This window comes from Vibrio sp. J2-4, assembly GCF_021728155.1.
GTDB classification, from domain to species: Bacteria; Pseudomonadota; Gammaproteobacteria; order Enterobacterales; family Vibrionaceae; genus Vibrio; species Vibrio diabolicus.
Map to the genome: position 1 here is coordinate 456,455 of NZ_JAKKCN010000004.1, position 25,665 is coordinate 482,119.

20 protein-coding genes are annotated in these 25,665 nt (G+C 46.5%); 10 read left to right on the plus strand and 10 right to left on the minus strand.

Annotated elements, in window-relative coordinates; all coding sequences use genetic code 11:
* Positions 1-29: 29 nt before the first annotated feature.
* The 5 genes from gspG to gspC are packed head-to-tail and all read right to left on the minus strand — an operon-like array spanning position 30 to position 6,230.
* A complete protein-coding gene (gene gspG, locus L3V32_RS16700; RefSeq protein WP_005394985.1) occupies positions 30-473 on the minus strand; it encodes a type II secretion system major pseudopilin GspG in 444 nt (147 codons plus the stop codon).
* Between the two features lie 59 nt (positions 474-532).
* The gene (gspF, locus tag L3V32_RS16705; RefSeq protein ID WP_005394987.1) at positions 533-1,750 is read right to left on the minus strand and encodes a type II secretion system inner membrane protein GspF; all 1,218 of its coding nucleotides are present in this window, start codon (positions 1,748-1,750) and stop codon (positions 533-535) included.
* The gene (gspE, locus tag L3V32_RS16710) at positions 1,750-3,252 is read right to left on the minus strand and encodes a type II secretion system ATPase GspE (RefSeq protein ID WP_237284743.1); all 1,503 of its coding nucleotides are present in this window, start codon (positions 3,250-3,252) and stop codon (positions 1,750-1,752) included. The genes gspF and gspE overlap by 1 nt, the downstream gene beginning before the upstream one ends.
* Positions 3,252-5,270, minus strand: coding sequence for a type II secretion system secretin GspD (gene gspD / locus L3V32_RS16715; RefSeq protein ID WP_005394995.1), 2,019 nt, complete (start codon positions 5,268-5,270; stop codon positions 3,252-3,254). Before gspD ends, gspE begins: the two co-directional genes overlap by 1 nt.
* Before the next feature lie 36 nt (positions 5,271-5,306).
* Positions 5,307-6,230 carry a type II secretion system protein GspC gene (gspC, locus tag L3V32_RS16720; protein ID WP_048624610.1) on the minus strand — a complete coding sequence of 308 codons (924 nt, stop codon included), beginning with the start codon at positions 6,228-6,230 and terminating at the stop codon, positions 5,307-5,309.
* Positions 6,231-6,483: 253 nt separating this feature from the next.
* Here gspC and hslR point away from each other — a divergent pair, with 253 nt between their 5' ends.
* The 4 genes from hslR to L3V32_RS16740 all read left to right on the plus strand — a co-directional run bounded on the left by hslR (position 6,484) and on the right by L3V32_RS16740 (position 12,014).
* Entirely contained in the window at positions 6,484-6,870 is a 387-nt protein-coding gene (gene hslR / locus L3V32_RS16725) for a ribosome-associated heat shock protein Hsp15 (protein ID WP_031780440.1), read from the plus strand.
* Positions 6,871-6,901: 31 nt separating this feature from the next.
* A complete protein-coding gene (hslO, locus tag L3V32_RS16730) occupies positions 6,902-7,777 on the plus strand; it encodes an Hsp33 family molecular chaperone HslO (RefSeq protein WP_046874147.1) in 876 nt (291 codons plus the stop codon).
* Between the two features lie 337 nt (positions 7,778-8,114).
* The gene (gene pckA / locus L3V32_RS16735; protein WP_237284744.1) at positions 8,115-9,743 is read left to right on the plus strand and encodes a phosphoenolpyruvate carboxykinase (ATP); all 1,629 of its coding nucleotides are present in this window, start codon (positions 8,115-8,117) and stop codon (positions 9,741-9,743) included.
* A gap of 177 nt (positions 9,744-9,920) precedes the next feature.
* Positions 9,921-12,014, plus strand: coding sequence for an AsmA family protein (locus L3V32_RS16740; RefSeq protein WP_237284745.1), 2,094 nt, complete (start codon positions 9,921-9,923; stop codon positions 12,012-12,014).
* Between the two features lie 13 nt (positions 12,015-12,027).
* On the opposite strand, the gene L3V32_RS16745 is transcribed toward L3V32_RS16740, so the two are convergent.
* The 3 genes from L3V32_RS16745 to L3V32_RS16755 all read right to left on the minus strand — a co-directional run bounded on the left by L3V32_RS16745 (position 12,028) and on the right by L3V32_RS16755 (position 14,402).
* Positions 12,028-12,945 carry a bifunctional GNAT family N-acetyltransferase/hotdog fold thioesterase gene (locus tag L3V32_RS16745; RefSeq protein WP_005395003.1) on the minus strand — a complete coding sequence of 306 codons (918 nt, stop codon included), beginning with the start codon at positions 12,943-12,945 and terminating at the stop codon, positions 12,028-12,030.
* A 106-nt stretch (positions 12,946-13,051) separates the two neighbouring features.
* On the minus strand, positions 13,052-13,486 hold the full coding sequence (gene dtd / locus L3V32_RS16750) for a D-aminoacyl-tRNA deacylase (RefSeq protein WP_048624608.1): 435 nt from the start codon (positions 13,484-13,486) through the stop codon (positions 13,052-13,054).
* A complete protein-coding gene (locus L3V32_RS16755) occupies positions 13,458-14,402 on the minus strand; it encodes a virulence factor BrkB family protein (protein ID WP_005379281.1) in 945 nt (314 codons plus the stop codon). The genes dtd and L3V32_RS16755 overlap by 29 nt, the downstream gene beginning before the upstream one ends.
* Positions 14,403-14,436: 34 nt before the next feature.
* On the opposite strand from L3V32_RS16755, the gene L3V32_RS16760 reads away from it, so the two are divergent.
* Positions 14,437-15,078 (plus strand): DUF2959 domain-containing protein, encoded by a 642-nt coding sequence (locus L3V32_RS16760; RefSeq protein WP_006741783.1) that lies wholly within the window; start codon positions 14,437-14,439, stop codon positions 15,076-15,078.
* A 31-nt stretch (positions 15,079-15,109) separates the two neighbouring features.
* Here the strand turns inward: L3V32_RS16760 and L3V32_RS16765 are convergent, their stop codons facing one another.
* Both L3V32_RS16765 and typA read right to left on the minus strand, forming a co-directional pair.
* Positions 15,110-15,652, minus strand: a complete 543-nt coding sequence (locus L3V32_RS16765; protein ID WP_237284746.1) for an AAA family ATPase — start codon at positions 15,650-15,652, stop codon at positions 15,110-15,112.
* Positions 15,653-15,732: 80 nt separating this feature from the next.
* On the minus strand, positions 15,733-17,562 hold the full coding sequence (typA, locus tag L3V32_RS16770; protein WP_046874152.1) for a translational GTPase TypA: 1,830 nt from the start codon (positions 17,560-17,562) through the stop codon (positions 15,733-15,735).
* 530 nt (positions 17,563-18,092) lie between these two features.
* On the opposite strand from typA, the gene glnA reads away from it, so the two are divergent.
* The 5 genes from glnA to L3V32_RS16795 all read left to right on the plus strand — a co-directional run bounded on the left by glnA (position 18,093) and on the right by L3V32_RS16795 (position 25,569).
* The gene (gene glnA, locus L3V32_RS16775; protein WP_005395023.1) at positions 18,093-19,502 is read left to right on the plus strand and encodes a glutamate--ammonia ligase; all 1,410 of its coding nucleotides are present in this window, start codon (positions 18,093-18,095) and stop codon (positions 19,500-19,502) included.
* Positions 19,503-19,698: 196 nt separating this feature from the next.
* Complete coding sequence (locus L3V32_RS16780; protein ID WP_182019137.1) at positions 19,699-20,280, plus strand: DUF4124 domain-containing protein; 582 nt, start codon at positions 19,699-19,701, stop codon at positions 20,278-20,280.
* A gap of 132 nt (positions 20,281-20,412) precedes the next feature.
* Positions 20,413-21,459: a nitrogen regulation protein NR(II) gene (glnL, locus tag L3V32_RS16785; RefSeq protein ID WP_012841226.1), complete on the plus strand. Its 1,047-nt coding sequence runs from the start codon at positions 20,413-20,415 to the stop codon at positions 21,457-21,459.
* 57 nt (positions 21,460-21,516) lie between these two features.
* Positions 21,517-22,920 carry a nitrogen regulation protein NR(I) gene (gene glnG / locus L3V32_RS16790; RefSeq protein ID WP_005395036.1) on the plus strand — a complete coding sequence of 468 codons (1,404 nt, stop codon included), beginning with the start codon at positions 21,517-21,519 and terminating at the stop codon, positions 22,918-22,920.
* Positions 22,921-23,022: 102 nt separating this feature from the next.
* Positions 23,023-25,569: an EAL domain-containing protein gene (locus L3V32_RS16795; protein WP_237284747.1), complete on the plus strand. Its 2,547-nt coding sequence runs from the start codon at positions 23,023-23,025 to the stop codon at positions 25,567-25,569.
* Positions 25,570-25,665 lie beyond the last annotated feature (96 nt).

The following is a 25,665-nucleotide window of genomic DNA, read 5'->3' on the forward strand; positions in this document are numbered from 1 at the left end:
TGCTTCATTAGTGCTGGCTTAGGCTCTATTTATTGGAAATCTTGCATGTTCCAGTTGCCAATATCTGCAGCTGGACCTTCTCCACCCTCTTGGCCATCTGCGCCTAGAGTGAAGATGTCAATCGTACCGTTATCGCCTGGGCTTAGGTACTGGTACTGGTTACCCCAAGGGTCATTAGGAAGACGTTTGATGTAACCGCCATCACGATAGTTGCGAGGCTCTGGGTTAGAAGGTTTGCTAACTAATGCTTCCAGGCCTTGGTCTGTCGTTGGGTAAACGCTGTTATCCAACTTGTACATGTCTAGGGCATTTTCCAGCGCTACGATGTCCGTAATCGCTTTTTGTTGGTCAGCCTTCTCTTTGTTACCCAATAGGTTTGGAACAACGAAACTTGCCAAAATACCAAGGATAACGACAACAACCATCACTTCTAAAAGTGTGAAACCGTGTTGTTTACTACGTTTAAATTTCATTTTTTTCTCCGAAAGTTAGATTCAAGCCATGCCGTAAGTAGACACGTCTTAATTCGAATTTATCCGCTCATCAAGTTATTCATTTCCAGCATTGGCATCAAGGTCGCCATCACAATGAACAACACTAATCCAGCCATTAAAGCAATTAATGCAGGAGTGAATACGCCTAACGCAATATTGACTGTAGATTCAAAGTTTTGATCTTGGTTATCGGCAGCACGCGTCAACATGCTCTCCAATTCACCACTTTGCTCACCACTGGCGATCATGTGTAGCATCATTGGCGGAAACAGACGAGTTTGATCCAACGCCTTACGCAGGCTGGCACCTTCTCGAACGTTATCCGCAGCAAGCAATACTTGCTGCTTCACGTAGCGATTAGACATAACATCCACCGCGACACGCATGCCTTCTAGAATTGGGATCGCACTGGAAGTACAAATCGAAAGTGTTCGTGCGAATCGTGCGGTATTCAAACCTCGAGAGATTTTGCCCAATAGCGGTAGACTCAAGATTTTTCTATCCCAAGCTAAGCGAAAGTCTGGTTTTTGCAACGCCAGTTTGAGCCCATAGAAAAACACCACCAGCACGACGAAGATGATAAGCCCCCAATCTTGCACAAACTCACTGGCTGCCAGTAAGAACTGCGTTGACTGAGGTAACTCTTGTCCCATCTGAATGATTGGCTCAATGATTTTGGGTACCACTGTCGCTAATAAGAAAGAAACAATAACAACCGCAAACACCACTAAAACCACCGGGTAGATCATGGCTTGAAGCAGTTTGGAACGCATCTTCTGACGGTTTTCGACGTAGTCCGCCAAACGCTCTAATACCGTATCAAGATGGCCTGACTTTTCACCCGCCGCAACCATGGAGCGATAGAGTTCATCAAACACGTGTGGGTAATCAGCAAAACTGTCGGCGAGCGGATAACCCTCGGTTACTTTCGAGCGAACCGCAGCCAGCATAGAACGAATTCTCGGCTTTTCAGCCTGCTCAGAGACCGCGCGCAAACATTCTTCCAGAGGCATACCTGATTGGACTAACGTGGACAATTGACGTGTGATTAGTGCCAGCTCAGATGTTGAGATGCCGCGCTTAAAGCTGACTGAGCCTGAAGACTTAGCCGATTTAGCTTTCGTCTCAACCACTTCAATCGGGATCATCCCTTGCTCTTTGAGTCGCTGGCGCACTTGTCGGGCGTTGTCCCCTTCTATCGTGCCTTTTTTATGCTTGCCTTTTGCATCTAGCGCTTTGTACTCAAATGCCGCCATTAGGTTTCCTTCGTCACTCGCATCACTTCTTCAAGTGACGTAATACCACGACGTACTTTGCTTAGACCATCACTGCGAATACTTGGCGTATGGGCGCGAACGGCTCTCTCAATTTCTTGCTCACCAGACTCTCGGTGAATCAATTCTTGCACTTGCTCATCGACCATAATGAGCTCGTGGATACCTGTTCGACCTCGGTAGCCTTTTTGGTTACACGCTTCGCAGCCTTTAGCACGGTGTAGCTCTAGTGGTTCATGCGCTTCCATACCAAACAGTTTCTTCTGTTCAGCATCGGCTTCATACGGTTCTTTGCAACTCGGGCAAAGCGTACGAACCAAGCGCTGTGCTAACACACCCAATAACGATGAAGAAATAAGGAATGGTTCAATGCCCATATCGCGTAGACGCGTGATCGCACCAACAGCGGTGTTGGTGTGAAGGGTCGACATTACTAAGTGACCCGTTAAGGACGCTTGCACTGCAATTTGTGCGGTTTCTAAGTCACGGATCTCACCGACCATCACCACGTCAGGGTCCTGACGCAGAATAGCACGCAAGCCACGCGCAAAAGTCATGTCGACCTTCGGGTTCACCTGAGTCTGACCGATGCCATCAATGTCAAATTCGATCGGGTCTTCGACCGTTAAGATATTGCGTTCGTTACTGTTGATCTCTTGCAAGCCAGCGTACAAAGTCGTCGACTTACCAGAACCCGTCGGGCCGGTGACCAAGATAATACCGTGAGGACGCTGAATAAGATGACGGAAATTGTCGTGCACGGAAGGCGTCATACCTAAGCTATGCAAATCGAGACGCGTCGCGTTTTTATCCAACAGACGCATAACTACTCGCTCACCATGTGACGACGGCATTGTAGAAACACGCACATCAACCGCACGACCACCAATACGCAGCGAGATACGACCATCTTGAGGTACACGCTTTTCTGCAATATCCAGCTTCGCCATGACCTTCACTCGCGACACTAACAGTGGTGCAAGCTTACGACTTGGAGTGAGCACTTCACGCAATACGCCATCGACACGGAAACGAATCGAAAGGGTTTTCTCGAAAGTTTCAATGTGAATATCCGACGCCCCTTCTTTGATCGCTTCACCCAACATCGCATTGATCAACTTAATGATTGGTGCATCGTCTTCTGACTCTAGCAAGTCTTCATCCTGCGGCAGCTCTTCAGCCAATGAGAAAAAGTCGTCGCTATCGGCACCGATGTCTTCCATCAATTGACGCGCTTCAGACGAGTCACGTTGATATGCTTCGGTCAGCTTTTTATCAAAGGCTTCTTTATCGATAGGCTGCGGTACGAAGCTTTTCTTCAGCACACGACGGACTTCGACCAGAGCCGCTGGGTTGAGCGGCTCGACATAGTAAAGAATGGGCGGACGCTCAGGATGCTCTGTCTCCAGCACCAGTTTAAAGCGATTGGCGAAACTGAATGGCAGACGACGCATACTTGGCGCTGTGTCTAACATATCAACCATTAGTTATTTTCCATTTGATCAATAAACGCTTGGATCTCAGTTGGGTGCTGACGCTCCTGGCCAAAGGCCGGCATTACGGGGATCTTCTCGTCAGCCATCAACTTCAATCCTTGATCCGCTTTGTAGAGCTGCTCTGCGCGAATAAAGTTGTATTTGCGCTGTGTAATGCCGTCTGCTGTCATACCATCACGAATAATCGTCGGCTTGATGAACACCATCAAGTTACGCTTTTCTGTTTGCGTACTGGTTGATTTGAACAGATGACCAAGTACTGGGATGTCACCCAGTAGCGGTACTTTTGACTCACTTTCAAGTGCACGTTCATCAACCAAACCACCAAGAACCAGCATCTGACCATCTTGGATCATAACTGAGGTATTTAGCTGACGCTTAGCAAATCGAACGTCAACCGCACCGTTTGCACCCAATACATTGGACACTTCTTGCTCAATATTTAGCTGAACAGAGTCACCTTCGTTAATTTGTGGCACAACCTTAAGCTTGATACCAACTTCTTTACGATCAACCGTTTGGAATGGATTGTCATTGTTTGAGCCAGCAGTAGAACCTGTGATAACAGGCACTTCTTCACCAACAATAAATGATGCTTCACCATTATCCATTACAGTGATACTTGGAGAAGATAGAATGTTTGAGTTGGAGTCGGTCGCTACTGCACTGACCAAAGCAGTCCAGTCACCCATCACGATGCTCATCGCAGCACCGTTAACACCGCTCAGTGCCGATGCAAGAGTAGAATAGTCACCAGATTCAGTAACATCATATGGCGTTCGTTCGCCATTCGCATTTGTGTAGTATTCAGTTCGAGTTTGATCTTTTGCTTCTTCTAGACCAACCATTACCTGACCAATCGGTGCACCAGAGTTACCGTACTGAATCACCGCACCGGTTTCCAGTGAGCCCCACTGAACACCTAAGTTAATGCCGTCACCTTCTGACATTTCAACGATCAGCGCCTCAATCAAGACTTGAGCACGACGAATATCAAGCTGAGCAATAACATCTTGTAGCGCATTCATGATATCTGGTGGAGCCGTTAATACTAAGGCGTTGGTCGCTGCGTGCGCAGCAATCACCACTTCACCACGCTGGGCACCTGACGCTTTCTGGCCGACTTGCTTTTCAGCTTGTAGGTTATCGGAAACACCTTTTAGTACATCCACCAAATCTTCAGCTTTCGCGTTCTTCAGGTAAACCACGCGGTTGTTACCTTTGGTCGCCATTTCAACGTCAAGTTGACGAATCAATCGCTTCAGACGCGCACGTACTTTAGGATCGCCAGAAATCAAAATCGCGTTGGTGCGTTCATCGGCAACAATTTTAGGCTCAAGGAACTCAGGCGTGCTCTTCTGATTGGTGCTTTTATTCAGTGCTTCAACAATACGCACCATTTCGGCAGCAGAAGCATTGCGCAGTTCCACCAGCTCAATTTCTTTATCACCCGCTTGGTCAACACGCTTAATGATTTCCGCTAAGCGATTCACGACCGCCGCACGACCTGTGATCAAGATGATGTTCGCAGGATCGTAGTGAACTACGTTACCAGCACCAGCATTATCAATCAGTTGACGAAGTAGAGGAGACAACTCACGAACCGACACATTACGCACCGCAACAACTCGAGTGATAACGCTGTCGCCTTGCGCGCTGCCATCACCTAATACAGGGATTGCTGACGTTTTTGAGTCTTTCGCTTTGATAACCTTAAGTACACCGTTGTCCATTTCTACGACGGCGTAGCCGTATACTTCGAGTACGTTAAGGAAAAAGCTGTAGTATTGCTCTTCGTTAAGCACGTCATAGCTGCGGACATCGATTTTACCGCGCACTGAAGGGTCAACAATGATGGTCTTTTCGAGATTACGACCCACTATGTTGATGAATTCTTGAATATCAGTGCCTTTAAAGCTGGCACTAAATTCGTTTGCTATTGCACCTGGGACGCAGAGTAAACTTCCTGCTAGTAGCCAAGCACTTTTGCTGAACCAATGTTTCACGTATGTCTCCCTGAACTTACGCCGGTTGCCTAAGTCTTACAATTGGATATAGATATCGTACTGTTGGCCGTCGCGCTCAACAGTTAAATTTAATTCTTGCGGATCGCTCATCACTTGCATCAGTTGTACTGAAGAAGACGGGTCGCTTAAATCGATCCCGTTAAGTTGCACCGCAATATCACCAGGTTCTAGACCCACATCATTAAACAGCGCGGCATCACGACCAGGTGACACTCGATAACCAACAATGCCCCCGTCTCTTTTGACGGGTGAAATGGTGATGTATTTGAAAACACTTTGTGGATCTTTCGCAATTTCCTCTCGGATTTGCTCTAATTTTTCTCCAACGTCAGACGTTGATTCTGCTCGTTGAGATTGGGCTCTGGCTATCTGCGGCGATTCAGATAGCTTCTTATATTCTATACCCTGCATCATTAAGGTCTCGTCTCGACCTTGGTTATCAATGATGACGCGATCCACTAATACGGCTTTTAGTGTCGCACGCGTACCTTCAATTTCTTCACCTAAACCATACGTTGCTTGCTTACCGCGGTTGGCAATGACAGCAAGACTGGTATTCGCATCACTGCTTGCAACCGCGCCAACCAGTGTAAGGTTAAGGCGCGTCTTAGGAGCGTCTTTAACAACAGGTTGTTCTACAACTGCAGGCTTTTGTTCAGTGAATTTACCGAATAGGTTGGCATTCTGAAGGGCATTAAAATCTATCGCGTCGCCTTTATTGCTCGCAACAACGCTGCTCGTCGATGGACGCCATTGCGGCACTTCCGACGATTGAGGTATGGCTAACCATACAATTTTGCCAAGTATCCATCCGGTTATCGCAATAAACAGACAGGTGAGCAACAAGCTAAGTTTGGCTTGAATTGTATAATTATTGGACTTGATCTGAGCCAGTAGCGGTCTGCTTGATAATCCTGCACTTAGCTCTAAACGTTTCACTGAATGGATTCCTTTATTCTAACGTTCGTCATTTAAGCTATAACAATAGCTATCGACTTTAAATTGCTAAATTTGCAATAAAATTATTACTCAACAAAGAGCAGTGAACTATATCACAAGTTGTCTTTCATACCTTTTTCTTATGCAGTTTTTGCCAACTCCCTTGAAAAAAATACGCCTTGACTCCATCTGTAGGTGAATAATCCATCACTCATTGCCATATTCGGGCAGTGATTAGATAGCGTAGTGTTCTATGAGTTCCCTAAATGAAGCCGTTAGGCTAGATAAATGGCTATGGGCCGCAAGATTTTATAAAACCCGCTCTATCGCTCGTAACATGGTCGATGGTGGTAAAGTCCACTATAATGGCCAACGAAGCAAACCGAGTAAAATCGTTGAAGTGGGCGCCGAAGTAAGACTTCGTCAAGGCAACGAAGAAAAAACGGTGATCATCGAAAAAATTTCTGATCAACGCCGAGGCGCTCCCATCGCACAGACCTTGTATCGCGAAACTAATGAAAGTATAGCGAAACGTGAGGAACACGCGACTCAACGTAAGCTTAATGCCCACAACCCAAGTCCAGAACGCCGCCCAGATAAAAAGCAGCGCAGAGACATCATTAAGTTCAAACACCAATAAAAGCCGGAATTACCAACGAGGAAAGCACTCCATGGCAAATAATGTTTTAAACCGCTACCTATTCGAAGATCTTTCAGTACGTGGCGAGTTGGTACAATTGGATGAAGCGTACCAACGTGTTATCTCCAGCAAGGAATATCCGGCAGCAATAGAGAAACTGCTGGGTGAGCTACTCGTTTCAACCACTCTTTTAACTGCCACTCTTAAGTTCGAAGGCTCAATCACCATTCAGCTACAAGGCGACGGCCCTGTATCTCTTGCCGTTATCAACGGTGACCACAAGCAACGCGTTCGTGGCGTGGCTCGCTGGGAAGGCGATATTGCCGATGATGCAAGCCTCCACGATCTCATGGGCAAAGGTTACCTCGTTATCACTATCGAACCGAAAAACGGTGAGCGTTACCAAGGTGTCGTTGGACTAGAAGGTGATACTCTAGCCGACGTACTAGAAGGCTACTTCGCAAACTCAGAGCAGCTAAAAACGCGCCTATGGATCCGCACGGGCGAGCATGAAGGTAAAGCCCATGCAGCAGGCATGTTGATTCAAGTAATCCCTGATGGCACTGGTTCACCAGATGATTTCGAGCATCTAGAGCAACTGACTGACACGGTAAAAGATGAAGAGCTATTTGGTCTAGAAGCTAACGAACTACTATACCGCCTATATAACCAAGACAAAGTGCGCCTTTACGAACCGCAACCTGTCGAATTCCATTGTGGCTGTTCTCGTGATCGTAGTGGTGCCGCTATCATCACCGTTGAGAAAGCTGAAATTTATGACATTTTGGCTGAAGTAGGATCCGTTTCTTTACATTGTGATTACTGTGGCACGACCTATACGTTCGACGAAGCGGAAGTCACCGAGCTGTATGCACAAGCTTCTGCGGACAAGAAAACCCTGCATTAATTTACATAGCTTATCAAGCACGTAATTTACCCTACAAAATGCCAGCTTAATGCTGGCATTTTTGTGATCAACCCCTCGTAATGCCTCGCTTCAAGCGTAATAAAACAACTGCTTAATTTTAAACAATTAATAATGATTTTGCCCTAGCGCAAAGGATTGCGTGCACGATAAACTATTCCCACCAATATGTGACGGGTTACCTAAAACCTTATTGAAATCATGGATAAATTTTGAGCTATCTCCCTGTTTTCTCCCCGCCCCGTTGCTAGCATGGTGAGCAGATTAAAATTAAAACATTCTTACAAAATCCCTACAAAAATCCTTATAAGGAGCACCTATGACCGTTATGGAACATACTAAGGCTGCAACACTTGATCTAACCAAGCACGGACTGCATAACGTTAAAGAGGTTATTCGCAACCCTAGCTACGAAATGTTGTTTGAGGAAGAAACGCGTGAAGACCTAACAGGTTATGAGCGTGGCGTGGTTACTGAACTAGGTGCGGTTGCCGTTGACACTGGCATCTTTACTGGTCGCTCACCAAAAGATAAATACATCGTCAAAGACGCTACGACAGAAGAGCATATGTGGTGGACGTCTGATCAAGTAAAAAATGACAACAAACCAATCACTCCAGAAGTGTGGGACGAGCTGAAAGAACTGGTCACAAACCAACTTTCTAACAAGCGCTTGTTTGTTGTTGACGGTTACTGTGGTGCAAACCCAGATACGCGTTTGAGCATTCGTGTTATCACGGAAGTCGCATGGCAAGCGCACTTCGTTAAAAACATGTTTATCCGCCCAACAGAAGAAGAATTGAAAACATTTGAACCAGACTTCGTGGTAATGAATGGCGCAAAATGCACTAACCCAAAATGGGAAGAGCAAGGTCTGAACTCAGAAAACTTCACCGTATTTAACCTAACCGAGCGCATGCAACTTATCGGTGGTACTTGGTACGGCGGTGAGATGAAGAAAGGCATGTTCGCAATGATGAACTACTTCCTTCCATTAAAAGACATCGCATCCATGCACTGTAGCGCTAACATGGGCAAAGACGGCGACGTAGCGGTATTCTTTGGTCTCTCTGGTACGGGTAAAACCACACTATCGACTGATCCTAAACGTGCGCTGATTGGTGATGATGAGCACGGTTGGGATGATGACGGCGTTTTCAACTTCGAAGGTGGTTGTTACGCGAAAACCATCAAGCTATCGAAAGAAGCGGAGCCGGACATCTACAACGCAATTCGCCGTGATGCACTGCTAGAAAACGTAACGGTACGTAGCGATGGCTCTATTGACTTTGATGATGGTTCGAAAACAGAAAACACTCGTGTTTCTTACCCTATCTACCATATCGACAACATCGTTAAGCCAGTATCAAAAGGCGGTCACGCGAATAAAGTGATCTTCCTATCAGCGGACGCATTTGGTGTGCTACCTCCAGTGTCTAAATTGACACCTGAGCAAACTAAGTACCACTTCCTATCTGGCTTTACTGCAAAACTGGCAGGAACAGAGCGTGGTATTACTGAGCCAACACCAACCTTCTCTGCATGTTTTGGCGCAGCGTTCCTAACGCTTCACCCAACTAAATACGCAGAAGTACTGGTTAAACGTATGGAAGCAGCAGGCGCTGAGGCTTACCTAGTGAACACAGGTTGGAACGGCACTGGCAAACGTATCTCGATTCAAGATACGCGCGGAATTATTGATGCGATTCTTGATGGTTCGATTGAAGATGCACCAACTAAGCACATTCCTATCTTCAATCTTGAAGTACCGACTTCACTACCAGGTGTGGATCCAAGCATTCTAGACCCTCGTGACACGTACGTTGATCCACTTCAGTGGGAAAGCAAAGCGAAAGACTTGGCTGAACGCTTTATCAATAACTTTGATAAATACACGGACAATGCAGAAGGTAAATCTCTGGTTGCCGCTGGCCCTCAGATTGATTAAGTCGCGTAAACCACAGTGGTAAGTGGTCAGCCACTTATCACTTTTACGTAGACCAAGTTACAAAAAAACCGCTTCAAGCCCCTCTTTTGAGGGGCTTTTTATTGAATACCGCAGAATATTGATACAAGCTAAAGCCTATCTAGTTTTATTTAATAGCAAACGTAGGTTCTAGCAGGGATGAAAACAGCGCGTCGAGTTCTAATTCTGTTACTGGTTATCTTAGTTGCCATTCCGGCCACTATGATTGCGCTGTTAACAACATCTTACGCCGATGCAACTTGGCGTCTGCTATCAAACAGCCTCTCCCTGCCCTTTCAAGCAGAAAGCGTGCGTTACGATTTTCCCTACCACCTAACTTTACAGGGTGTGAACACAAACGTAGACGACGGCTCTTACATCGAGCAAGTCGATTTATGGATGAATCCCGATGTTTATCGCGATGGTAAATGGATCGTTGATAGCTTATTGATTGATGGACTTAATTTGCAGTATGGCGCGCCAAAGCTCCCGCCTTTAGATAACGTTTTATTCCATCAAATCGCGCTCAAAAATATTGATTACGCCGACGAGCAGTTTTCTGGTAATGGCATTGACCTTCAAATTCAATCACCACAATGGAATGGCCAGTTAATACCATATGGCGAGGTTCAACTTGCAGCCGACCAGATCTATTGGAATGGCGAAGCCTTTAATCAGGTCTTGGTCGACATGGACTACAAACCGCAAGACAGTACGCTCTATGGCACTTCATTTAACTGGCGTAACAGTCAAATTTCAGGGCAAGGCGAGCAGTATCCACAAGGCTGGTCTTTAGTGAATGTGACCATCAATAAGTTGCAACTCAATCATATCCAGCTCCAATCACTGCTTGCTAAACCTTGGCAAGCAATACCATTCAAGATTAATCACATAAATAGCTTAGACTTACTGAACGCCGATATTGAATGGGGCGATTGGCACTGGCAAAACTTAGAGCTCTCCGTAGAAAACGCCACACTGCCACTGTCTCTCTGGGAGACAACGGCTCAAGTTTCATTGCAGGCGGATAGCGTCCGATTCCAACAGCAAACCGCAATAGAGCCGCGTTTAAGTGCTGCTATAGAGCCTGGAAAAATCCAGCTCAACGATCTCAGCTTAGATTGGCAGCAAGGTCGTGTGCAGGTCTCTGGGGTGTTCACTCCAACGCAATGGCAACTCGAAGAAGCCTCCATTCAAGGCCTCAAGTGGGCAATACAACCTGAAGATAACCAAAACTGGTGGCACGCAGCCATCAGTAAGTTAGATCATGTAACAATCCAACGACTCGACATCGAGCGCAGCCAGATCATTCAGCTATCTCACGAACCTTATTGGCAGTTCTCCGGTTTAAACATCGAAGGGCAGCAGCTTGATCTTAAACAGGTCAATCAACGTTGGGGCCTTTGGCATGGCGATCTGGACGCTAGCGTTGTAAACGCCAGTTATAACCAAGTGCTCACGTCTCATGCTGCACTTGCCATGCAAAGTGAGAATGGCTTTTGGAAACTGACACGCCTTTTTGCACCACTCGAGCAAGGCTACGTAGAAGGCATCGGACAGATAAACCTAAGTACTCCGAGCCAGCCTTGGGCACTCAACCTCAATGCCGATGGCATTCCCTTATCACTCTTCCACGATTATTTACCCAACACACTGGCCATTGATGGTTTTTCCGATCTCAGCCTCGATCTACAAGGGTTATCAGGTGATCGCAACATGCTGGCCTACAGCTTATCGGGTGAAGTGGAAGCCAACCTACGAGATACCCGTTTTAAATCCCAAGCGAATCATTCGCTCAAAGCCATTACCTTAAGTCCGCTGCGTTTAAGCGCGCAACGAGGGAAAGTCGCCATAGAACCAGTCATCATTTCAGGGAAAGCTATGAGTGGTAGGGTTTGGGGCGAGTTTGATATGGCCAACAACCCGCTAAATGGCATTGTTTATCAGTTGAAAGAGTCGTGCGGGAGCGTTGAAGGCGATCTACTCAGTGGCGAAATCCATCATAATGAATGTTTAAAAGCACCAGCTCCAAAAGAACCGGCTGATGTTGAAAGTACTCCACAAACAAGTGAATCATCCATTGAGCAGCCAACTGCGATCGATAACATCAATGTGGAGATTCAAGAGGAAGAGCTTTCCGAAGAAATTGTCGAAGAAGACGAAGCATCTGTCACTGATCCCACCACAGAGGAACACATCCTCCCACCGACAGAGCAAGAAAGCGAAAAGAATAAGCGCCCTACAGATCAGTAAGGCGCCCTCTCAATTAACAACTGAGTAATTGCGAATAGTTCGGTATCAGCATATAGGTACCAACAAAATCTACGGCTGGCGTGTCGCCACTATAAATCACCACGTGAATGACGATGCGTGCTTTGCGCCCTGACTCCAGTCGATCTAGGTCACCACTGATCCCATCCAACGAAGTGCTCGCCACAGGGTTTTGCTCGACTGGTTGACGATAACGAATCGAACTGTCGGCCAACACAATATCACCATGCAGACCGCGCTCTTTAAGCAGCAGCCACGTCATACCCCACCCCGTCAAGGTGGCTAAAGTAAAAGCCGACCCCGCAAACATGGTGTTATGCGGATTAAGGTTCGGATTAAGTTGCGCGCAGCATTCAAACTGATAACCCGTGTACTGGTTAATTTTGATCCCCATTTTGTCGCTAATTGGGATCTGTTGCTCCCAGCGCTGCTGAAGTTCAGTGCACCATTCTGGGCGACGCAACACATTCGCCATCGGATCCAATGGTTTCACCATTTGTTGGTGACGCACAGGACCGCGCTCGTCGGTCAGTTCACCGCGACGCTCAAAGCCATTTTTCTCGTAAAAGGCGATGGCATCTTCACGGGCATTACACACCAAGCGCTTCGCCCCTTCTTGGCGTGCTAACGACTCTAGCGCGACCAGAACCAGCGAGCCCATACCTTTACTGCGGCGATTATTTTTAACCGCCATATAGCGGATTTGGCCATCATTATCCGGCGTAATGTATAAACGACCGATCGCCATAGGACGACCTCGGCCATCAACAATCATACGGTGATGGCTCATTTCATCGTATTCATCGCGTTCAGAGCCAATTGGCATACGCCATGGCTCACGAAGCAGTTGCCAGCGAAACTGATAATACTTGTTTATCTGATTATCGGTTTTGGGAGTAATGAGTTTGAACATATCAATCCTTTGAAAGCACAACACTAATAAATGTCGGGAAAATCACTCCAAGCCAATTCCATGAGCTTGGAGTTAAAGCTTAGACCATGGCGCTTGTGTTACCAGACTAGACCTGCAACCAAAACGTCACCGGACCGTCATTCACTAAGGACACTTTCATATCGGCAGCGAAGCGGCCACGCTGTGTGGGTAAAACTTGTTCACACAAATCAGAAAAGTAATCATACAAGCGCTCAGCATCAGCAGGATGCGCACCGCGAGAAAAGCCAGCACGAGTGCCTTTTTTTGTATCCGCAGGTAACGTAAATTGAGAAACCACCAGCACTTTGCCTGCTACCTGTTTGACATTCAGGTTCATCTTACCTTCATCATCTTCGAACACGCGGTAGGTCGTAACACGCTCCATCAAGCGTTTTGCTTTGGCCTCATCGTCGTCTTTCTCTACTCCTAATAAGACCAGCAGACCACGATCAATTTCCCCTACGACTTCACCATCCACACGGACGGCAGCTTCACTGACTCGTTGAATTAGCGCTATCACTACTCTCGCTTCCTTCATCTGTTAACTGAGATTCAGCGGTCGAGTGTATCATGTCTAAATCTTCACTCCAGTGCTCTCGCTCACCAAGCGCAGCTGTGACTTCCGCACCCAATAACACGATCATCCAGCATAAATACACCCAAACAAACAAGATAGGAATCGCGGCTAACGCGCCGTAAATGAGCTGATAAGAGGGGAACTGCGTGATGTAGAGTGCAAAGCCCTTTTTACTTAATTCGAACAGTATCGCAGCGACTGCTGCCCCCATCGCGCCATGAGCCAGGTGCACTTTTTTATTCGGCACCAGAATATATAAGCCAAGGAAAGCGAAAAAAGACAACAACAGCGGTAACCAACGTAAAAACAGATTGAACGCACCAGATAATGTCTCGTTCTCTAAAATTTGCAGTGAGGTCACGTACGATGTAGCCGCGATACTCGCACCGACCATGATCGGCCCTAACGTGAGTACCATCCAATACATAGAGAATGAAAATACTAAACGGCGCTTATCTTTAACTCGCCAAATGTAGTTTAAGTTCTTATCAATGTTCGAAATCAGCATGACTGCAGCAATGAATAAAAACCCACCGCCAACCGCGCTCATTTTGCCCGTATTCGCCACAAATTCCTGCAATGCCGTATGTACAGCTTCCCCAGATGCCGGAACAAAATTCTCAATAATGTAGCCTTGCAACACCTCACCGACGTTCGCAAAAACGGGAAATTTCGACAATATTGATAACAATACCGTCAGCATTGGCACGATGGATAACAAGGTAATATAGGCAAGATAGCCCGCGTTCACATTGACGCGATCATGCGTTAATCGCTTAAGAAGATACTTAAAAAACGCGACGCAACTTGGCAGTAGATTGATTAATCTTGCCTTGTAACTCTCTGATAACTGGTTCATAGTTCATCCCATAATTAGCGTCGAGGACATAAGAATGCCTTATTTATTAGCAATTGTACTATCAATTTTCACTTTAACAGGGTGTCAATCTGCTTATTACTCAGCGATGGAGCAAGTTGGGTACCATAAACGAGATATTATGGTCGACCGCGTTGAAGATGCCAAAGAATCTCAACAAGATGCACAAGAAGAATTCACCAGTGCGCTCGAAGCCTTATCTGCGATCACTAATTTTGATGGTGGTGAGCTAGAAAGTGTCTACAACAAAATCAATGACAAGTACGAAGACAGCGAAAAAGCGGCGCAAGACGTTCGTGACCGCATTGCTGCGATTGAAGACGTTTCCGGCGCACTGTTTAATGAATGGCAAGACGAACTAGAGCTGTACTCGAGCGCGAAATTGCGCCGTTCAAGCGAACAAAAGCTACGTGAAACCAAAGCTTCGTACAAAACCATGCTTAGCGCAATGAAGCGTGCAGAGAAAAAGATGACACCTGTACTAAATACATTGCGCGACAACACGTTGTACTTGAAACACAACCTTAACGCGAGTGCGATTGGCTCTCTACAAGGTGAGTTTTCTAGTCTAGAGAAAGACATTCAGTTTGCAATCAAACAGATGAACGAAGCGATTGCAGAGTCTGATAAGTTCCTGCAAAAGCTCAATCAAAAGTAAATGATTCAAACCTCCTCCTAGCGAGGAGGTTTTAGTCTGTGACCTCACCAACTAAACCGATGACTCTTCGAACAAAGCCTACTCGTTCTAGCACACTGCCCCATGGCACTTCTACCACTTCGTAACCCAACTCAGCATAGATATCCACTAAGGATTGATGAATCTCCAATGCTTCTTCAAAGCTGTGTGGACGCACTTCATCTTGCACGTAAATGGATGCTTCAGGTCGACAAGTAAACACCTGACTATGGTACCCAGCACTTTCGGTTAAGAAAGCTTGGTCAACCTTACAGCCGCCCACTTGTAGGTATGTAATGATGTCAGGGATGGCGCGATCAACAAACGCAACGTCATGACAACGCGCATCATTCTTTTGCTTGCTCATCAAGTCGAGACACAATTGAGCAAACTCAGGCAGGTTCGTCCACGGCAAGATACCGTCGTCTAACTGGTTTTGCTGTTCAATTAGCGTACGAGAGCTCTCTGCAAACGTCGCATACCCTTGCCGCTCTAATGCATTCAGTAGGGTGGTTTTCCCCGCACCTGGGCCACCAGTAATCACAATTGGCTTCATGCTGATATGTTCATTCTCTAGATACAAAAAACCCTGAGCATAACTCAGGGCTTCTTCTTAATTGAATCGCTTAACGAAAATTATTTCGCGCCACGAGAAGCACGTTTACGATCGCTTTCCGTTAGGAATTTCTTACGGATACGGATGCTTTCAGGTGTTACTTCTACTAGCTCGTCGTCATCGATGAACTCAAGCGCTTGCTCTAGTGTCATGATGATTGGCGGAGTTAGAACCTGTGCGTCATCTGTACCAGATGCACGAACGTTGGTTAGCTGCTTACCTTTCAGTGCGTTTACTGTTAGGTCGTTGTCGCGGCTGTGAATACCGATAACCATGCCTTCGTAAACTTCCACACCGTGACCGATAAATAGACGACCACGTTCTTGAAGGTTGAACAGTGCGTTAGTTAGCGCTTTACCCGCAGCGTTAGCAATCAGAACACCGTTGATACGCTGACCGATGTTACCGCCTTTGTGTGGGCCGTAGTGGTCAAACGTATGGTATAGAAGACCAGAACCAGAAGTCAGTGTCATGAATTCCGTTTGGAAGCCGATCAGACCACGAGATGGCATGATGAAGTCCATACGTACACGGCCTTTACCGTCTGGAGCCATATCTTTCAGCTCACCTTTACGTAGGCCGATATTCTCCATGATACCGCCTTGGTGCTCTTCCATTACGTCGATAGTTACCGTTTCAAACGGTTCCATTAGCTGACCATCTTCTTCTTTGATGATTACTTCTGGACGAGATACGGCAAGCTCGAAGCCTTCACGACGCATGTTTTCGATCAGGATAGACAGGTGAAGCTCACCACGGCCTGATACGCGGAATTTGTCTGGATCGTCTGTTTGTTCAACGCGCAGTGCAACGTTGTGTACCAGTTCCTTCTCTAGACGCTCAAGGATGTTACGTGAAGTGACGAACTTACCTTCTTTACCAGCGAATGGAGACGTGTTTACTTGGAACGTCATGGTTACTGTTGGTTCATCAACAGACAGTGCTGGTAGTGCTTCTACTGCGTTTTGTGCACAGATAGTGTCAGAGATTTTAAGCTCGCCAAGACCAGTGATTGCAATGATATCACCCGCGTTAGCTTGCTCAACTTCGTGACGCTCTAGGCCTAGGTAGCCCATTACTGTACCCACTTTACCGTTGCGAGTTTTGCCGTCTGCACCAACAACCGTTACTTGCTGGTTTGGCTTAACGCTACCACGAGTTACACGGCCAACGCCGATAACGCCAACGTAAGAGCTGTAATCCAACTGAGAGATTTGCATCTGTAGTGGACCATCTAGGTCAACTTCTGGTGCAGCTACTTCGCCAACGATAGTTTCGAATAGCGGTTCCATGTTCTCGCCAGTTTCGCCTTCTTCTAGAGAAGCCCAACCGTTAAGAGCAGAAGCGTAAACCACTTTAAAGTCTAACTGTTCGTCAGAAGCACCTAGGTTGTCGAATAGGTCGAACACTTGGTCCATAACCCAATCAGGACGTGCACCAGGGCGGTCAATCTTGTTGATAACAACGATTGGTTTTAGACCATGAGCAAACGCTTTTTGTGTTACGAAACGCGTTTGAGGCATTGGACCATCAACCGCGTCAACGATAAGTAGTACAGAGTCTACCATCGACATGATACGTTCAACTTCGCCACCGAAGTCCGCGTGTCCCGGAGTATCTACGATGTTGATACGGTAATCGTTCCAGTCGATTGCTGTGTTTTTAGCAAGAATGGTAATACCGCGCTCTTTCTCGATGTCGTTCGAGTCCATGACTCGCTCTTCAGCTTCACCGCGAGACTCAAGCGTGCCTGATTGTTGTAGCAGCTTGTCAACCAACGTGGTTTTACCGTGGTCAACGTGCGCGATGATCGCGATATTTCTTAATTTATCAATCTGTGGAGTAGCCATGGATATTGATTCACTTAGATAGATGAAATGCCCCCACGCTGAGAACGGGTGCTCTCTGGCGACATTTGCTGATTAAAAAAACGGCCATAATGTACCAGATTTTAGCAAAAAGCCTAGAAATATGTGATCTACTCCCGAGCATTTCTGCGATTTTTACGCTTAATGCCCATTTTCTTCCTCAGAACGAATTGATTAAACGCAACTTTATTCCAATCGATGCATAATTCAAATTGACTCTTGCTCAAAAACTGGGCTGAATAAGCAATGCGCCTGTCACATTATGGTGCAATAATTATTTTCCGCACCACAATAGTGCAAGTAAAGATCATTTTGGTGCAATCATCTGCACCAAGCTAGCGCCAAAAAACACAATTGCTTGAAATTAATGGAATATTTTTTTTGGCACGGTTTTGGCTTTAGTTAAAACAGCATCGATTAATGAAAAGTCAAATTGATTAATCAATGCCAGGTTTCATGAATAATTCATAAATCGAGCTTTTACCGCTTATTAACACTGGAGGTTATCCAAGATGTCAGTAGAAAACGTTCTATCGCTGATCCAAGAAAACGAAGTTAAGTTTGTTGACCTACGCTTCACTGATACAAAAGGTAAAGAGCAGCACATTTCGATCCCTGCTCACCAAATCGACGCAGACTTCTTCGAAGAAGGTAAAATGTTCGATGGTTCATCAGTTGCTGGCTGGAAAGGTATCAACGAATCAGACATGGTAATGATGCCTGACGCATCTTCTGCTGTGCTTGACCCATTCACGGAAGACGCAACACTAAACATCCGTTGTGACATCTTAGAGCCGGCAACAATGCAAGGCTACGACCGTGACCCACGTTCTATCGCAAAACGCGCTGAAGACTTCATGCGCTCTACTGGCGTTGCAGATACTGTACTTATCGGTCCTGAGCCAGAATTCTTCCTATTTGACGACGTGAAATTCGCGACTGACATGTCAGGCTCTTTCTTCAAGATCGATGACGTAGAAGCAGCATGGAACACAGGTTCTGATTACGAAGAAGGTAACAAAGGTCACCGTCCAGGCGTTAAAGGTGGTTACTTCCCTGTAGCTCCAGTGGATTCATCTCAAGACATCCGTTCTGCTATGTGTCTAGTAATGGAAGAAATGGGTCTTGTTGTTGAAGCGCACCACCACGAAGTGGCAACAGCGGGTCAAAACGAAATCGCAACTCGTTTCAACACGCTAACAACCAAAGCTGACGAAATCCAAATCTACAAGTACGTTGTACACAACGTTGCTCACGCGTTTGGTAAAACGGCAACATTCATGCCTAAACCACTTGTTGGTGACAACGGTAGCGGTATGCACGTTCACCAATCTCTAGCGAAAGATGGAGTAAACCTATTTGCTGGTGACAAGTACGGCGGTCTATCTGAAATGGCGCTTTACTACATTGGCGGTATCATCAAACACGCTCGTGCAATCAACGCATTTGCTAACCCATCAACAAACTCGTACAAACGTCTTGTACCAGGCTTCGAAGCGCCAGTTATGCTTGCTTACTCTGCACGTAACCGCTCTGCTTCAATCCGTATCCCTGTGGTACCAAGCCCGAAAGCACGTCGTATCGAAGTTCGCTTTGGTGACCCAGCGGCTAACCCATACCTATGCTTTGCATCAATGCTAATGGCTGGTCTTGACGGTATTAAGAACAAGATCCACCCAGGCGAAGCAATGGATAAAGACCTTTACGATCTACCAGCAGAAGAAGCAGCAGAAATCCCAACGGTTGCATACTCACTGAAAGACGCACTAGCAGAGCTAGATGCTGACCGTGAATTCCTAACAGCGGGTGGTGTATTCTCTGACGACTTCATCGACTCTTACATCGAGCTGAAATCTCAGGACGTAGAGCGCGTGAACATGACAACTCACCCAGTTGAGTTCGAACTTTACTACTCTGTATAAGGTCGACACTGTGTAAAATGTAAACACAGCAACAAAATATTAGGCTCGCCTCGCAGGCGGGCCTTTTTTGTATTCGTCAGTCAAGATTCGACGTTTAACATGAGGGGATAATAAAAATACGCTTGGACTTTTTACCTTGTAGGTCAAAGAGCTAAGCCATTGAAACGTGAAATCATCGATCAAAAGAAGGTGAGCAATGAAAGTTCAGCTTATTCCATCGCTATGTGCTCTCAGCGGATTATTAATCGCCTCCATCGCATCAGCGCAGGTTGCTTATACATGGGTAGATAAAAATGGCGTGGTTCATTTTAGTGATACGCCAAACCAAGGTGCAAAAGCCATCGCGCTGCCAAACCTTGAAGCCAGCGCACCGGCTCCTAGGGTAGAAAGCACGGAATCACTCGCCCCTCAGACCAAGCCATCGAAAGAGCCACAAGACAAGCCAGAAAAGAAAACCGATAAACCTCTCCCATTAAAGCTCTCGATGCTGACTCCTCAACATAACGAAACCATCCGCAGCAACCGAGGCATCATCAATATTCAACTGGAAACCAATCGCAAGCTTGGTATCGGTGAACAGTTGCAACTGCTGCTCGACGGAAAACCTTATGGTGCGCCACAAAGCCATATGACGTGGCAGTTAAACAATATTGACCGAGGCACCCACACACTGGCCGTGCACGCGAAAAGAAGCGGCAAGCTTATTGCATCTACTAGCCCTATAACGGTGCATTTACATAGAGCAAGTGTTAAGCCGACCGTAAAAGGGGCAAAATAGAATATCTGGTGAAAAAAATAGCATCACTGCGGTGCTTTTCACTTTTTCTTCTGAGATTTATTCGCCATACTTAACGTTCAATTGCACCATTATTGTGCAACGCACAATCTTAAAGCAAAACAAGGACGTAATGTGGATACCAGTCTTCCTAGTGCCATTCTCAACAACATGGTGACAGCAACACTGATTCTTGATGATGGATTGGCTATCCGTTATGCCAATCCGGCTGCCGAGTTGCTGTTTTCTCAAAGCGCGAAACGTATTGTTGAACAATCGCTTTCTCAATTGATTCAACATGCGTCGCTGGATCTCGCGCTGCTCACTCAACCATTGCAAAGTGGCCAAAGCATCACCGACAGTGACGTCACTTTCGTTGTTGATGGCCGCCCCTTAATGCTAGAGGTGACAGTTAGCCCAATCACTTGGCAAAAACAACTGATGTTACTCGTCGAGATGCGCAAAATTGATCAACAGCGCCGACTCTCTCAAGAACTGAACCAGCACGCCCAGCAACAAGCGGCGAAACTGTTAGTCCGAGGGCTTGCACATGAGATCAAAAACCCGCTAGGTGGATTACGTGGTGCAGCGCAATTGCTAGAAAAAATGCTGCCAGATCCCTCTCTCACCGAGTATACGCACATCATTATTGAGCAAGCCGACCGTTTAAGAGCGCTCGTTGATCGATTACTCGGGCCACAAAAGCCAGGTAAGAAGACACAAGAAAACTTGCATCAAATTCTGGAAAAGGTTCGCCAGTTGGTTGAATTAGAATCGCAACGTTCAATCGTGATTGAACGCGATTACGACCCGAGCTTGCCAGAAATTTTGATGGATGCGGACCAAATCGAACAGGCGATGCTTAATATCGTCAGTAATGCGGCGCAAATTCTTAGCCATCAAGAACACGGTAAAATCACCATTCGCACCAGAACGGTGCATCAAGCTAATATTCACGGCAAACGCTGTAAACTCGCTGCGCGTGTCGAAATCACAGACAACGGCCCAGGCATTCCACCGGAATTACAAGACACGCTGTTCTATCCCATGGTCAGTGGCCGCGAGGGAGGAACTGGCTTAGGGCTGTCTATTTCACAAAATTTGATCGACCAGCACAATGGAAAAATAGACGTAGAAAGCTGGCCTGGTCACACAACATTTACTATTTATTTGCCGATCTGATTGCGCTAATGGACTTCAAGTCGCATCAGTTTTTCGGTTTGCTGCAAGGATTACTACATGAGTAAAGGATATGTTTGGGTCGTTGATGACGACAGTTCCATTCGCTGGGTGATGGAGAAAACGCTCTCCTCTGCCAACATAAAATGCGAAACCTATGCCGATGGGGAAAGCGTTTTGATGGCGCTCGAACGCGAAGTACCAGATGTGCTGGTATCAGACATTCGCATGCCGGGCATTGATGGATTAGAGCTGCTAAAACAAGTACAGCGCGATTACCCAGACCTTCCCGTGATTATCATGACCGCCCACTCAGATTTGGATGCGGCAGTGAATGCGTACCAAAAAGGCGCCTTTGAATACTTACCAAAACCTTTTGATATCGATGAAACCTTAACGTTAGTTGAGCGAGCGATTGCACACAGTCACGAAAATAAACGTGAGCAACTCTCTCCAGAAGACATTCCAGCAGAAACGCCAGAAATCATCGGTGAAGCGCCAGCCATGCAAGAAGTATTTCGCGCCATTGGCCGTCTTTCTCGCTCCTCAATTTCAGTATTGATTAACGGTGAATCGGGCACGGGTAAAGAGCTCGTTGCTCATGCGTTGCACCGCCATAGTCCTCGCGCCAACAAACCTTTTATTGCACTCAATATGGCGGCGATTCCCAAAGATCTGATTGAGTCAGAGTTGTTTGGTCATGAAAAAGGGGCATTTACCGGGGCGAACAATGTTCGTCAGGGTCGATTCGAACAAGCCAATGGCGGCACCCTATTTTTAGACGAAATCGGTGACATGCCGTTAGATATTCAAACCCGTTTGCTGCGTGTTCTGGCCGATGGACAGTTTTATCGAGTGGGCGGTCACTCCCCAATCAGCGTCGACGTAAGGATTGTCGCGGCAACACACCAGAATTTAGAAAAGCTGGTGCATGAAGGCGATTTCCGTGAAGATTTATTCCATCGCTTGAACGTGATTCGAGTGCAGATTCCGGCATTGCGTGAACGTAAGCAGGACATCGAAAAACTTACGCAGCATTTTCTTATCCGAGCGGCTGATGAGCTGGGGGTCGAAACCAAAACTCTGCATCCGTCGACCGTTGAAATTCTTAACCGCCTTGATTGGCCGGGCAACGTGCGTCAATTAGAGAATATTTGCCGTTGGTTAACCGTCATGGCCAGTGGTAGCGAGGTATTGCCAAACGACTTACCAAGCGAACTGCTCGAAGAGAAAAAATCCATTTCGGACTCTGAGCATGGCAGCTGGCAAGAACAATTGGCGGATTGGGCACGTCAATCACTCGCGGCAGGAGATAAAGAACTACTTTCTTATGCTTTACCAGAATTTGAGCGCATTTTATTAGAGGCAGCTTTGGAGCACACTAAAGGTCACAAGCAAGATGCCGCTAAAGTATTAGGCTGGGGGCGAAACACGCTTACCAGAAAATTAAAAGAATTGTACTGACAATCACTTACGTGGTGCGTTAACAACGAGAGTCGTTTGTCACTCGATATTAACAAAAATATCAGTACAATTGTGGCGCACCACCATCTATGTGATTAGGCAATGTCTACTGCTACGACTCAAATTACACTGCGTACCGCTGTTCTCATTCCATTTGTCATGATCTTCTTACTGGCGATCGGTGTCATTGTCTACGTCCAAAAGCAAAGCTACGAAGAAGTGGTCAAAGATATCAGCGACAAACAACTTTCCGTGTTAACCGAAAGTGTCCACGACCACCTTAATAGCTATCTGCGCAAGCCGTTTACTGCGGTTATGGCTCTCGCGCATAACGTCAGCTATCACAACCTTTATCATCCTCACGACACCTCAGATATTCAAAGCTACCTGCTGAGTGCATTCAAAAACCTTTACCAATCGATACCGCAGTTGGATGTCATCGCATTTGGTTCAGAAAGCGGTGACTTTGCCGGGTTCCGCCGCGAGCTTTCCGACGATTACACCTTAATGGTTCAAGATCGATATACCGATGGTGATCTGATTATTTATGGCACCAACCATGTGAGTAATAGCATTCGAACGGTTATCTCTCCATACGATCCTCGCACTCGCCCATGGTATACGCCCGTCGCAGAGACTCAAACCTCGATGTGGTCTGAGATTTATACGAATGCCGATGAACGCCAGGATATTACGCTGTCAGCCATGACACCGGTGTATAAACACGACCAATTTGCTGGCGTGTTGGTGACAGACATTCGCATCAACACATTTAACGAATTTCTACGTGAGTTAAAATACAACACCAAAGCTTCGGTCTACATCATGGACCCAGAGCATCGTTTAATCGCTCACTCAGGCCCGGGAAGCGTTATCTCATGGGGCACAAAGTTTTCTGATAAAGGGCAGCGTTTGTTTGCGGCTGAAAACGCAGATCCGATCATCAAAATCAGTGCGAGCCGCGTTCGGTCGTTTGATCTCAACAATACTAAGCAACCTTACACCTTTTCATTTGAGCATGACGGCCAACGTATTTTCAGCCGACTAACCCCATACCGAGATCAAAACGGTTTAACATGGTTTATTGGCACCTCTATATCTGAATCCGAGTTGCTGGGTACATTGCCGAAAAGCCAACAAAAGAGTTGGCTGGTCGGGTTTATCGTCAGCTTATTTGGTATCGCCATCAGTTGGATCATTTTCAACCGAGTCACCAGACCGATTAACGCGACGGCCGACGCCGCCCAACACCTTGCGAATGGCGATTGGGACAGCAGTATGCCAAAACCTGGTTATGTGTATGAGACAACGGTACTTGTGCATGCCTTTAATGAGATGACGAGTAACCTCAGAGCCTCATTTAAAGCGTTGCGTGAGCAGTTGGTTTATGACTCTCTGACACGCTTATACAGTCGTCAGGGCTTGGTCGAAATCTGTGAGAACCAATCTCACCTGTGCCACGGCAGTTTATTTTTACTTGGTATCAACAAATTTAGAGATATCAACGACAGTGTGGGTCATCATAACGGTGATCAACTGTTGGTCAGCATCGCAGAAAGGCTAAAACAAGAGTTTAGTGATAACGCGTTACTGGCTCGGATTGGCGGTGATGAGTTCGCAGTGTTTCTCTCAAACGCCGATACTGAAGCCCAAGTTAAACAAACCGAGCGTCGATTACAGCGACTCTTTTCCACCCCATTTATGGTGGAAGGTGAGAATGTAGTGATGAAGATTTCACTTGGCATTGTGCAAACCCAACCAAATGAAACCATGCCGCTGTGGCTTCGCAACGCCAGCATCGCATTAAGCTACGCCAAGCAAGATTCACTGACCGGTGTCTGTCATTACAGCCCTGAACTGGCAAGCGCTTCAAAGTTCCGCACCCAAATGCTGACTAAGATTCAAACTGGCATCGAAAACCGAGAGTTTATCCCTCATTATCAACCTATTGTGGATCTCGCTAGTGGTAATGTGTGTGGCGCAGAAGCGCTGGCGCGCTGGCACAGTGACTCAGGAATGGTGTCACCATTAGATTTTATTCCAATCGCAGAAGAAAGCGGCATGATCAAAGCCATTGGCCAACAAATTCTGTTACAAGCTTGCCGCGATACATACCAAGCCATTCAAAGTAATCAGTGGCCATCAGACTTCCAACTGCATGTGAACATCTCCGTTAATCAACTGTCCTGCCCTGATTTTGTCGATACGGTGACCAACGTATTGGATATCACAAAATTACCCGCCAGTAACCTAACACTGGAGATCACCGAGTCGCGCATTATTGATAGCGCACCAACCACACTGGAAAATATGACCAAACTGCGTGATATGGGGATTGGTATCGCGATCGATGATTTCGGTACCGGTTACTCATCACTGGGTTATCTTCACTCACTGCCATTTACTTGTTTGAAGATTGATCGCACCTTCATCAATCAACTCACGCAAGAAAACTTAGACAGTTCGGTCGTTGCTGCGGTCATCAATATCACCGCGGGCCTCAAAACCAATGTCGTCGCAGAAGGCGTAGAGGATAGCAATCAAGCACAATTACTACGCTCTTTAGGCTGCAACCAAGTGCAAGGCTTCTATTACAGCCGTCCAATGCCACTAGAAGAGTGGCCAACACATTTGGTTAACATGAAGTAGAAAAGAGCGAGAATCGTTGATTTCCTAGTCATCCTCTACTGACAATCTACCTAACTGTTATTTATACTTAACTGCAAATCTTACCCATGTATTGTC

Bases quoted from the DNA above. Each gene is read 5' to 3' on its own strand.
- L3V32_RS16740 (WP_237284745.1), top strand. From the start codon at position 9,921: ATGAAAACAGCGCGTCGAGTTCTAATTCTGTTACTGGTTATCTTAGTT.
- typA (WP_046874152.1), bottom strand. From the start codon at position 17,562: ATGGCTACTCCACAGATTGATAAATTAAGAAATATCGCGATCATCGCG.
- L3V32_RS16780 (WP_182019137.1), top strand. From the start codon at position 19,699: ATGAAAGTTCAGCTTATTCCATCGCTATGTGCTCTCAGCGGATTATTA.
- L3V32_RS16795 (WP_237284747.1), top strand. From the start codon at position 23,023: ATGTCTACTGCTACGACTCAAATTACACTGCGTACCGCTGTTCTCATT.
- L3V32_RS16760 (WP_006741783.1), top strand. From the start codon at position 14,437: ATGCCTTATTTATTAGCAATTGTACTATCAATTTTCACTTTAACAGGG.
- L3V32_RS16765 (WP_237284746.1), bottom strand. From the start codon at position 15,652: ATGAAGCCAATTGTGATTACTGGTGGCCCAGGTGCGGGGAAAACCACC.
- gspE (WP_237284743.1), bottom strand. From the start codon at position 3,252: ATGGTTGATATGTTAGACACAGCGCCAAGTATGCGTCGTCTGCCATTC.
- gspG (WP_005394985.1), bottom strand. From the start codon at position 473: ATGAAATTTAAACGTAGTAAACAACACGGTTTCACACTTTTAGAAGTG.
- pckA (WP_237284744.1), top strand. From the start codon at position 8,115: ATGACCGTTATGGAACATACTAAGGCTGCAACACTTGATCTAACCAAG.
- gspF (WP_005394987.1), bottom strand. From the start codon at position 1,750: ATGGCGGCATTTGAGTACAAAGCGCTAGATGCAAAAGGCAAGCATAAA.
- hslO (WP_046874147.1), top strand. From the start codon at position 6,902: ATGGCAAATAATGTTTTAAACCGCTACCTATTCGAAGATCTTTCAGTA.
- L3V32_RS16745 (WP_005395003.1), bottom strand. From the start codon at position 12,945: ATGTTCAAACTCATTACTCCCAAAACCGATAATCAGATAAACAAGTAT.
- glnG (WP_005395036.1), top strand. From the start codon at position 21,517: ATGAGTAAAGGATATGTTTGGGTCGTTGATGACGACAGTTCCATTCGC.
- hslR (WP_031780440.1), top strand. From the start codon at position 6,484: ATGAGTTCCCTAAATGAAGCCGTTAGGCTAGATAAATGGCTATGGGCC.
- glnA (WP_005395023.1), top strand. From the start codon at position 18,093: ATGTCAGTAGAAAACGTTCTATCGCTGATCCAAGAAAACGAAGTTAAG.
- L3V32_RS16755 (WP_005379281.1), bottom strand. From the start codon at position 14,402: ATGAACCAGTTATCAGAGAGTTACAAGGCAAGATTAATCAATCTACTG.